The organism is Sphingopyxis sp. RIFCSPHIGHO2_12_FULL_65_19, assembly GCF_001830555.1.
In the GTDB taxonomy this organism is placed as follows: Bacteria; Pseudomonadota; Alphaproteobacteria; order Sphingomonadales; family Sphingomonadaceae; genus Sphingopyxis.
In genome coordinates, this window is the sequence record NZ_MIAM01000002.1 from 80839 (window position 1) to 90907 (window position 10069).

General features: G+C 66.9%; 8 protein-coding genes and 1 pseudogene. 1 reads left to right on the forward strand and 8 read right to left on the reverse strand.

The window, feature by feature from the left end; all coding sequences use genetic code 11:
* From A3E77_RS00580 to A3E77_RS00615, 8 genes and pseudogenes are all read right to left on the reverse strand, one after another.
* Positions 1-1253 (reverse strand): annotated as a pseudogene (locus A3E77_RS00580) (UDP-N-acetylmuramoyl-L-alanyl-D-glutamate--2,6-diaminopimelate ligase); the annotation flags it as partial.
* Positions 1253-2941, reverse strand: coding sequence for a peptidoglycan D,D-transpeptidase FtsI family protein (locus A3E77_RS00585; RefSeq protein WP_293642966.1), 1689 nt, complete (start codon positions 2939-2941; stop codon positions 1253-1255). The gene A3E77_RS00585 and the pseudogene A3E77_RS00580, both read right to left, overlap by 1 nt.
* Positions 2938-3519: a hypothetical protein gene (locus A3E77_RS00590; RefSeq protein ID WP_293642967.1), complete on the reverse strand. Its 582-nt coding sequence runs from the start codon at positions 3517-3519 to the stop codon at positions 2938-2940. Before A3E77_RS00590 ends, A3E77_RS00585 begins: the two co-directional genes overlap by 4 nt.
* Complete coding sequence (gene rsmH / locus A3E77_RS00595; RefSeq protein ID WP_293642968.1) at positions 3513-4508, reverse strand: 16S rRNA (cytosine(1402)-N(4))-methyltransferase RsmH; 996 nt, start codon at positions 4506-4508, stop codon at positions 3513-3515. The genes A3E77_RS00590 and rsmH overlap by 7 nt, the downstream gene beginning before the upstream one ends.
* Positions 4505-5005, reverse strand: a complete 501-nt coding sequence (locus A3E77_RS00600) for a division/cell wall cluster transcriptional repressor MraZ (protein WP_293642969.1) — start codon at positions 5003-5005, stop codon at positions 4505-4507. The genes rsmH and A3E77_RS00600 overlap by 4 nt, the downstream gene beginning before the upstream one ends.
* Positions 5006-5281: 276 nt before the next feature.
* Positions 5282-6421: a Gldg family protein gene (locus A3E77_RS00605; RefSeq protein WP_293642970.1), complete on the reverse strand. Its 1140-nt coding sequence runs from the start codon at positions 6419-6421 to the stop codon at positions 5282-5284.
* Between the two features lie 20 nt (positions 6422-6441).
* Positions 6442-6837, reverse strand: a complete 396-nt coding sequence (locus A3E77_RS00610) for a hypothetical protein (protein ID WP_293642971.1) — start codon at positions 6835-6837, stop codon at positions 6442-6444.
* Positions 6834-7811 carry a cysteine synthase A gene (locus A3E77_RS00615; protein WP_293642972.1) on the reverse strand — a complete coding sequence of 326 codons (978 nt, stop codon included), beginning with the start codon at positions 7809-7811 and terminating at the stop codon, positions 6834-6836. The genes A3E77_RS00610 and A3E77_RS00615 overlap by 4 nt, the downstream gene beginning before the upstream one ends.
* 194 nt (positions 7812-8005) lie before the next feature.
* Between A3E77_RS00615 and A3E77_RS00620 the strand changes: the two genes are divergently transcribed.
* Positions 8006-10069 (forward strand): TonB-dependent receptor (locus A3E77_RS00620; protein ID WP_293642973.1); only part of this gene is annotated, 2064 nt, incomplete at its 3' end.

Sequence of the window (10069 nt, forward strand, 5' to 3'; positions counted from 1 at the left end):
GCGCCAGCGGCAATCGCGGCGCGGATCACCGCCGGATCTTCGCCGCGCGGATTGTCGTCGGTGATGAACAGCACCTCGGCCTTTGCCGCGGCAACCTTGCCCATCGCGGGGCGCTTCGCCTGGTCGCGGTCGCCGCCCGCACCGAACACCAGGATCAGCCGCCCGCTCGCGTGCGGACGCAGCGCGTCGAGCGCGGCTTCGATCGCATCGGGGGTGTGCGCATAATCGACATAGACCGGAGCGCCGGCCCTTGTAATCGCAGCGCGTTCGAGCCGTCCGCGCACCGGCTGAAGCCGGGCGAGATTGCCAAGCGTCTGCGCGGCGTCGCCGCCGGTCGCGATGACGAGACCCGCCGATACCAGCGCGTTCGCAACCTGGTAGGCCCCGATCAACGGCAGGTCGACCTGGTGCGTCGCCTCGCCCACGGCGACGATGATCGACTGGCCGAGCTGGGTCGGCTCGCGCGAGACCAGACGAAGCGCCTCGCCCGCGGCCCCCACGGTCAGCAGGCGGATGCCGCGCGTCGTCGCCGCGTCGATCACCGGCGCCGAATATCCATCGTCGGCCCACACCACCGCCGCGCCGCCCGCTTCGACGACTTCGGAAAAAAGCCGGATCTTGGCCGCGAGATACGCCTCCATCGTGCCATGATAGTCGAGGTGATCGTGGCTGAGGTTGGTGAAGGCCGCCGCCTTCACCGACAGGCCCTCGGTGCGATACTGGTCCAGACCATGGCTCGACGCCTCGAACGCTGCATGAGTCACACCCTCGGCGGCCAGACCCGACATGTTCGACAGGAAGGTGACGATGTCGGGGGTGGTCAGACCCGTCGAGGCGCTGTCGATCGAGGTCGTGATGCCCAGCGTGCCGATCGAGGCGGCGTTGAAGCCGGCCATGCGCCACAGCTGACGCGTCATCTCGACGGTCGATGTCTTGCCGTTGGTGCCCGTCACCGCGACACAGGTCGCCGGAAAGCGGTGAAAGAAGCGCGCGGCGATGTGCGCAAAGGCGCGGCGCGGATTGGCGTCGGCGACGTGAATCGCGCCCTCCACCTTCGCCTCGGGCCGCGCGACGATCGCCACGGCGCCCGCTGCGACCGCGGCGGCGATGAAATCCTCGCCGTTGAACTTCTCACCGACAAAGGCGCCGAAAATCGTGCCCGGCGCAACCTTGCGATGATCGATCGCGAGTCCCGTGACGACGGGATCGCTGCCCTCCAGCCCCTGATCGTCGAGCAGCGCGGTGAGACGCATCAGTGCGATTCCTCGCCTTTCCGCAGCAGCGGGGTGAGTTCGGAGACATCGACGTCGCGGCTTTCGTCGGGGAATACGCCCAGCATCGGCCCGGCGCGCGTGACGACCTTGCGCACCACCGGCGCGGCAGTCCACCCCGCGGTGCGCTGGCCCGAACTATAGGCATTGCCCTTGGGCTCGTCGATCATCACGATCACCACATAGCGCGGATTGTCCATCGGAAAAGCCGCCGAGAAGGTCGACACGAGCGAATGACGGCGATAGCCGCCCGCGCCCGGCTTTTCGGCCGATCCCGTCTTGCCACCGACGCGAAATCCCGCCGCGTTCGCCTGTTTTCCGGTGCCGTCCGAAACGATCAGGCGAAGCAGCTGGCGCATCCGCGCGCTCGTAGTCGCCTTGAACACCCGGCGCCCCTGCGGCGGCGCCTTGTCGCCAAGCTTCATCAGCGTCGCGGGGCGATAGATGCCGCCATTGACCAGCGCCGCATAGGCGCTGGCAAGATGCATCGGGGTGACCGCGATGCCGTGACCATAGCTGGTCGTCATCGTCGTCACCCGGCCCCAATCCTTCGGCCACAGCGGGAAGGCCCGTTCCTTCAGGTCGATTTCGGGCCGCTTGTCGAAATCGAGATTGCGAAACAGGCGTTCCAGATTCTCGCGGCCCAGTTCGTCGGCGATGCGCGCGGTCGCGATGTTCGAGCTTTCGATCAGCGTTTCGGGAACATTATACCAGCGGCCGGGATGACTGTCGCGGATGCGGAATCCGGCGATCGGTAGCGGCGCCGTCGCGTCGTAACGGCGCGCCATGTTCGTCACCACGCCATCGTCGATCGCCGCGCCAATCGACAAGGGCTTGAAGGTCGAACCCAGCTCGTAGAGATTATAGGTCACGGCGTTGCGGCGCGTCGCCGGATCGCTGCCGGTCAATTTGTTGGGGTTAAAGGTCGGCAGCGACGTCATTGCCGCAACTTCGCCGGTGTGGACGTCGAGGATCACGCCCGCGCCGCCGATCGCTTCCAGGTTGGCGACCGCCGCGCTCAATTCGCTTTCCAGCACGCCCTGCACGCGCGCGTCGATCGACAGCGCCAGCGGCTGCCCGCGCGTCGCCTTGTCGGTCAGGCGCTGGTCGAACGCCCCCTCGACGCCGGTGACGCCATGCCCCTCGGCATTGGTGAAGCCCAGCACATGCGCCGCCAGGCTGAGCTGCGGATAGAGGCGTTCCTTCTCGCGCGGAAAATCGAAACCGACGTCGCCGATCGCGTTCACCGCCGCGACCTGGTCGGGCAGCGCACGGCGGCGGATATAGGTAGGGCGCGAACCGCTGAGCTTCGCCAAAAGGTCCTCGCGCGACATGTCGGGAAAAATCTTGTGCAACTCGTCGGCCAGATATTGCCGGTTGTTGAGCAGCTTCGACGGAACGACGCGGATCGAATATCCGTCGATCGTGCGCGCCAGCGGCACGCCGTTGCGGTCGACGATGTCGGCCCGCGCCGGAATGAAAGCGGTCGCGGCGCCGCGGCTCGACGATGGGTCGAACAGGGCGAAATAGACAAGCCGCACCGAAACCAGGAAAAAGGCCGCCGCGAACAAAAGCATCAGGATCATCAGCCGCTGCTGTGCCGTCAGCAGGATCTGCTGCCGCACACCAGCGGTGCGAACCCGGGTCGGACGGACGACCAGCGTGTTCATCGGCCGGACTTCCCTCCTGCCGCCTCGGCCGCGGCCGCGCGCTTCAGGTCGGCGAGCGTCGATTCCGCGAGCAACTGGTCCTCGATCATCTTGAGCTGTTCGCGGCGGCGCGTCGGCGCCATCCGCGGCGGCGTATCGCTGCGAATATCGGCCTGCGCGATGACGATCGGCTTTTCGGCAGCCTTGGGCGCGGCGGCGGCCTTGACCGGCGCCGGCGTGCCGACCGGCGAAACCATCGCCATCAGCACCGGCGCGACGTCGTTGGCGCCGCGCGCGCGCGGCAGGCGGTCAAGCGAGGCAAGCTGGCGCTCGCTGGCGAGATATTGCCCGGCATCGGGCGCCGAATAACCAAAGGTATCGGCATTCCACTGTTCCAGCTGCCGCATCGACGCGCGCACCGCGAGTTCGGATTCAAGGTAGCGGATATTGTCGCGCGCCCGGTCGATCTGCCGTTCGATACGCGTCAGTTCGCTGCGCGTCGCGGCGACCTTGAGCGACACGGGATACAGCATCATCGCAAAGATGAGCACGAGCAGGACCAGGCCGATTCCCTGGAGTTTGCGGGCCGCCATCAGCATGACACTATCTCCTTGCCTGAATTGCCCTGGACCGAATGCGCCGGAGCCGACGTCCGGATCGCGCTGCGCAGCGTCGCCGAACGGGCGCGCGGGTTGCGCGCCTCTTCGGCCTTGCCCGGCCGCACCTTGCGCGCCGGGGTCTCGAAAGTTGCGGCCCGCGCCAGAGGAGTCGGCGCGGGCCGGTGACGCGAACCCGCGGCATCGCCACCGCTGCGTTCGCGCAGGAAATTCTTCACGATCCGGTCCTCGGTGCTGTGAAAGCTGACGACAGCCAGCCGGCCGCCGGGGCGAAGCAGCCGTTCGGCGGCGTTGAGCCCCGCGACCAGCTCGTCGAGTTCGCCATTGATGTGGATGCGGATCGCCTGAAAGCTTTTGGTCGACGGGTCCTTGGGCGCGCCGGGCGGGTGGCGTAGCGCCTTGCGGATCACTTTTGCCAGCTCGCCCGTGCGCGACAGCGGACGCGCCGCGACGATCGCGCGCGCGACACGGCGCGACTGGCGCTCGTCCCCATAATGGAAAAGCACGTCGGCGATCTCGGTCTCGTCGGCACGGTTGAGCCAGTCGGCGGCGCTTTCGCCCTCCTGCGCCATGCGCATGTCGAGCGGGCCGTCCTTCTGGAACGAAAATCCGCGCTCGTCGCGGTCGAGCTGCATCGACGAAACACCGATGTCGAACGTGATGCCGTCGACCGCTTCGATCCCGCGCTCGGCAAGCAGCCGGTCGATTTCACCGAAGCGCCCGTGGATCAGCGTCAGCTTGCCGCCCGCTTCAGCGACCAGCGCCTGCCCCTCGGCAATCGCATCGGGATCGCGGTCGCACGCAACGACGTCGGCCCCCGCCGCGAGCATCGCGCGGGTATAGCCGCCCGCACCGAAGGTCGCATCGACGTGGCACTCCCCCGGAACGATGGCGAGAGCGGCGATGACTTCTTCACGGAGGACCGGATCGTGGCGGGGGTCCCTCGGCAAGTCGGGGGAAAGATCGGTCACTTGCGCCCCTTCCCTTTCGCCTGGTCCCACGACGCCGCAAGACGCTGAAGCACCGGATCGGCTTCGGCGCATTCGGCCAGCGTGGGCAGCCACCAGATTTCGAGGCGGCGGCCCGATCCCACAAAAGCCGTCGCGCCGGCATCGCCGACGCGGTCGCGGTGGATGAAGCTGGGAAGGAAGCGACCGCTGTCGTCGAGCGTATAGGGCTCGGTATAGCTGAACCGCTTCTTGAACTCGGCATCTTCGTCGAAGTCGAGATTGCGCAGCCGCGCGGTTTCGCGGTCGCGTTCGATCTCGCCGTTCAGCCGGTCATATTGATCCTGGCCGTAAGCGACGAGGCACGGCAGCTTTTCGTGAAAGCCGACCCAAAGCACGCGCTGGCCGTCCGCAGTAAGGGGCACATTGTTGCGGAACTGAGAGGGAACGGCGATGCGTCCCTTGCCATCGATCGCGGCGAAGTTGGTGCCCGCATATTGGCCGGGCGTCACAATCGCCATCGCTCTGCCCCCCTTAATGCGCCACCGGGCAAAACTTCCCCGTCCCCGGAATCGCAGGAATCCGGCTGGTTCGACACAGGCGGAGATTGCCCCTCTCCGATTCCGTGGATATCAACTATAGATCGGGGTGGAAAGGGGTATTTTAGGGTGAAATAGGGAATCTAGCCCCCATTTGCCGCAAAAGGCCCATGAAATTGGGTAAATACCGGCCCCACGGCGCAACAAGGCGCCGCAAGACATGTTTTGATCGGGGTAAATCGGGGCGAAAACGCCGCACTAAAGGGCGGGTGCGCGAATCCAGATCGGGTCGAGCAGCCCGTGCCCGCCGCCGCGCCACAGACGCGCCGCCAGCCATTCCATCGTATCCGCCTGCCGCAGATGGTCGGCACCCGGCACCACCGGGCGCCATAGCGGCGCGAAGATCAGGTCGGCGTCGCCGACCAGCCATGCTTCACCCTCACCGATCGCACAGCGCGCGACATGGCGGTCGGCAAAGGCACGGCATGTCGGCGGCAGCAGGTCGAAGCGCCCGGCGCTGGACAGCCGAAGCCGCGCGCCCTCGACATCGGCGAGCAACGCCGCGCCGTCCCCTTCGGTCGGCGCCGCACCCAGCGTCACGCCCCAATGGTCCAGCAGCGGGGTCAGCAGGCTGGTCACCGGCGCGTTGCGCGGATCGCCCAGCGGGTGGCGGGCGGGCCAGCCCGAAAGTGCATCGGCCAGCACAACCGCCCGTCCGCCGCCCCGCACAAAGGCGTCGATCGCGACCAGTTCCTGCGGCGCCAGCGCGCGCGGATGCGCGATCAGCAACGTCCCGCCCGGCGGCGGCACATGATCGGCCAGGCTGTCGACCAGCGACAATGGCCCGGCCAAGGTCAGCCGCGCCAGCGCGGGATCGTCCCTGGTCCCTTGCGCAATCATCGCGGCCATGTCCCCGCCCGCCGACCAGCGGAGCGGCAGGCCGGTGAGCATGGTAACGGCGGGGCCCCGCACCGCGACCGCCGGGCGGTATAGCGCCGCCAGCATGGCATGACCGGCCGCGAACCAGCCGACGGCAAGCGCCAGCGCGGCGGCCCAGCGCAACATGCTGACCCGCGGCCGCCACTGGACGATCGCATCGGCGAGCGACGCGGCCAGCGCGCCCGCGACGATCGTCAGCGCCAACTGGCGCCACGCCGCCGATCCTGCGAGCGACAGGGCCAGCAGCGCCTGTGCCGTCACCAGGACGACCAAGCCAAAGAGCGCGGCGCGCAGACGCACGGCCGCGGCATCGTGCCGGTTCCACCAGCCGAGCAGCAGCATCGGCGGCACCAGCAGGGGAACGCAAAGCGCCGGGTCGATGCGGCCGAGCAGCGCCTGCCCGCCCGCGATCCACGCCAGCGCGACGACGGCGGCGGCGGCAATGATGGCGCACAGCATCGGCCGGCGCGAAGCGGCGGTCACTGTTTCGACTGGCGCGCCCGCTGGAGGGCGGGGTCGGGTTCGAGGTCGGGGACGCTCGACGACGACGGCGGTGGCTGCGGCACCTTCACCTCGGACGCCGCATTTTCATCCTTTGACGAGGGCTGGACCGCCTGGACCCCCAGTTCCTCCAACGGCGCGCCGCTGCCTTTCTCTTCATCGCCGGGCATTTTCACCTCGGCGGTCGCGGCAACCTCGCCTTCGACGCGTTCCCGCGCGCGGTCGCCGATCAGCCCCGCCATGCCGACAAGCAGCAACACCGTCAGAACCCCGGCGATGCCGATCTGCAATCGGCGCATCGTGTCGTTCACCGGCGGCGGCGGCGCGGGTTTCGGTTGGGGCGGCGGTGTGCCGTCGATCCTGATCCCGCTCATGCCGCCGGCTCCAGCCCTTTGCTCGCCAGCCATTCGGGGTTGTAGAGCGTGGAGAGATAGCGAAAGCCGCTGTCGCACAAGATGGTCGCGATGCGCTTGCCCGGGCCCAATTGCCGCGCCAGCGCCATCGCCCCCGCGACATTGATCCCCGACGACAGGCCAAGGCACAGCCCTTCCTCGTCGAGCAGCGCGCGGACGACGGCCAGCCCCTCGGCGTCGGAGATACGGAATTGCGTGTCGATCGGCGCGCCGTCGAGGTTCCCGGTGATGCGATTCTGCCCGATACCCTCGGCGACGCTCGACCCTTCGGGCTTCAACTCGCCGCACTGATAGTAGTTATAGAGGCCGGCGCCGTGCGGGTCGGTGAGCGCGATGGTGATGTCGGCATTTTTCGCCTTCAGCCCCAACCCCGTTCCCGCGATCGTGCCGCCGGTTCCCGCGGCGCAAGTAAAGCCGTCGATGCGGCCGTCCATCTGGTCCCAGATTTCCTCGGCCGTGCCGAAAATATGCGATTTGCGGTTGGCGATATTGTCGAACTGGTTCGCCCAGATCGCATTGTCGGTTTCCTCGGCGATGCGGCGCGAGGTGTGGACGAAATGGCCGGGATTGGCAAAGGGCGCGGGCGGGACAAGCACCAGCTCGGCGCCCAGCGCGCGGATCGTCGCCATTTTTTCGGCGCTCTGGTTGTCGGGCATGACGATGATCGTCTTGTAACCGAGCGCATTGCCGACAAGCGCCAGCCCGATGCCGGTGTTGCCCGCCGTGCCTTCGACGATCGTGCCACCGGGGCGCAGGCTGCCGTTCGCTTCGGCATCGCGGACGATATACAGCGCGGCGCGGTCCTTTACCGATCCGCCGGGGTTGGCATATTCGCACTTGCCCCAGATTTCGCAGCCGGTGGCTTCGCTCGGCCCTTTCAACAGCACCAGCGGGGTGTTGCCAATAAGGTCGAGGCTGTTTGCAGCAATAGTCATAACCATGATCTAGGGCGGCGCCCGCAGCCCCGCAAGACAGCTTCGCTTGTCCCGTCAATCATCGGCGTTTGTCGACTAACGGGCATCGACGTCCGACGAACGGCAGCCGGAAGGCATCTCGGGGCTTGTCTTTGTGACAGTATATCATTACTGCCCGCGCCATCAGGTCGCCATAACAACAGGACTCTCCCCTCATGCGTTTGCTTTGCTCTGCCGGTTTCACCTTTGCCCTCTTCCTCGCCGCCCCGGCCTTTGCGCAGGACCGCGCCACGGCCGGAAGCGACGATGATGTGCACACCGGCGAGCCGATTGTCGTCACCGCCCCTTATGTCCGCAGCCTCGACATCCTCGGCAATGTGTCGGTGCTCGAAGGCGACGAGCTGGCACGCGACATTCGCGGGCAGATCGGCGACACACTCACACGGCAACCGGGCGTCTCGGCCACCAGCTTCTCGCCCGGCGCGTCGCGCCCCGTCCTGCGCGGATTTTCCGGTGAGCGCGTGCGCGTGCTCACCGACGGCATCGGCTCGATCGACGCCTCGAACACCTCCGCCGACCATGCGGTCACCATCGACCCGCTGACCGTCGAACGCATCGAGATTCTGCGCGGCCCCGCCGTGCTCCTGTTCGGCAGTCAGGCAATCGGCGGCGCGGTCAACATGTTCGACCGCCGTATCCCGCGCAAGGTGCCCGCCGACCATGTCCATATCGACGCGATCGGCGGCTATGCGACCGCCGCGAACGACCGCAACATCGGCAGCTCGATCGACGTCGCCCTCAGCCCGCAGATCGTCGCGCATCTCGACGGCAGCTGGCGCAAGACGGGCGACGTCCGCACCGGCGGCTTCGTCTATGCCCCCGATATCCGCGGCGACCTGCTCCACCTCGCCGAACATGAAGTCGAAGAAGGCCATCTCGACGAAGCGGCGGAATTGACCGGACAGGCCGGAAAGCGCGGCAAGGTCGACAATACGCAAAGCGAAACCTGGACCGCGGGCGGCGGCCTGTCTCTGATCAACGACGGCGGCCAGCTCGGCATTTCGATCGGCTATTTCGACACCAACTATGGTGTGCCCGACCGGCCGAACACCGCGCATGACCACGGCGGCGAGGAAGAAGAAGGCGGTCACGACCATGGCGAAGGCCCGGTCACCATCGGCATGAAGCAGTGGCGCGCCGACCTGCGCGGCGAGGTCGAGCTGGGCGACGGCTTCTTCGACAAGCTGCGGGTCCGCGCGGGCTTTGCCGACTATAAGCACACGGAGTTTGAAGGCGACGAGGTCGGCACGGTCTTTACCAACCAGGGCGTCGAAGGCCGCATCGAGCTGGCGCAGAACGACCGCGGCGGCTGGCGAGGGGCAAGCGGCGTGCAATATAGCCACCGCGATTTCAACGCGATCGGTGCAGAGGCGTTCGTGCCGCGGAACCTGACCGACCAGTTCGCGCTGTTCACGCTCCAGGAATTGACCGCCGGCCCGCTCGGCCTCGAAGCCGCGGCGCGCTACGAAAAGACCAATGTGCGTGCGCAAACGCTGGGCTTCGAGCGCAATTTCGACAGCTTCTCGGGCGCGCTCGGCGCGACCTACGACATCTTTGACGGCGCGAAATTCGGCGTGTCGGTATCGCGCGCGGTCCGCGCGCCTTCGGCCGAGGAACTGCTGTCGAACGGCCCGCATATCGCGACGCAAAGCTTCGAGCTGGGCGACCCGAATTTGAAGCGCGAATCCAACTGGGGCGCCGAAGCCTCGTTCAAGTTCAAGAGCGACGCCTTCAACCTCAGCCTCACCGGCTATTCAAACTGGTTCGACAATTTCATCTATTCGGCCGCGACCGGCGCCGAAGAGGATGAACTGCCCGTTTTCCAGTATTTCCAGCGCGACGCGCGCGTCTATGGCTTCGAGGCCGAGGCGAGCGCACGGCTGGCGCAGATCGGCGGTTTCAACATCGTCGGCGACGTCACGGCCGACATGACGCGCGCAAAGATCAAGAATGCCGGGCTCGATCGCAATGTCCCGCGCATCCCCGCGCTGCGCGTGCTCGGCGGGCTTGAGGCACAGGGCGAACGCGTCGATGCGCGCGTCGAGGTCGAATGGACCGACGACCAGACCCGGGTTGCGCAGTTCGAGACGCCGACCGACGGCTTCACGCTCGTCAACGCGTCGCTCAGCTGGCGCCCCCTGCCCGACACGAAAAATCTGACGCTCAGCCTGTCGGCGAACAATATCTTCGACGTCGAAGCGCGCCGCCACGCCAGCTTT

Coding starts and splice junctions, on each gene's coding strand:
- A3E77_RS00590 (WP_293642967.1), bottom strand. CDS start 3,519: ATGCTGATGGCGGCCCGCAAACTCCAGGGAATCGGCCTGGTCCTGCTC.
- A3E77_RS00605 (WP_293642970.1), bottom strand. CDS start 6,421: ATGCTGTGCGCCATCATTGCCGCCGCCGCCGTCGTCGCGCTGGCGTGG.
- A3E77_RS00610 (WP_293642971.1), bottom strand. CDS start 6,837: ATGAGCGGGATCAGGATCGACGGCACACCGCCGCCCCAACCGAAACCC.
- A3E77_RS00585 (WP_293642966.1), bottom strand. CDS start 2,941: ATGAACACGCTGGTCGTCCGTCCGACCCGGGTTCGCACCGCTGGTGTG.
- A3E77_RS00600 (WP_293642969.1), bottom strand. CDS start 5,005: ATGGCGATTGTGACGCCCGGCCAATATGCGGGCACCAACTTCGCCGCG.
- A3E77_RS00615 (WP_293642972.1), bottom strand. CDS start 7,811: ATGACTATTGCTGCAAACAGCCTCGACCTTATTGGCAACACCCCGCTG.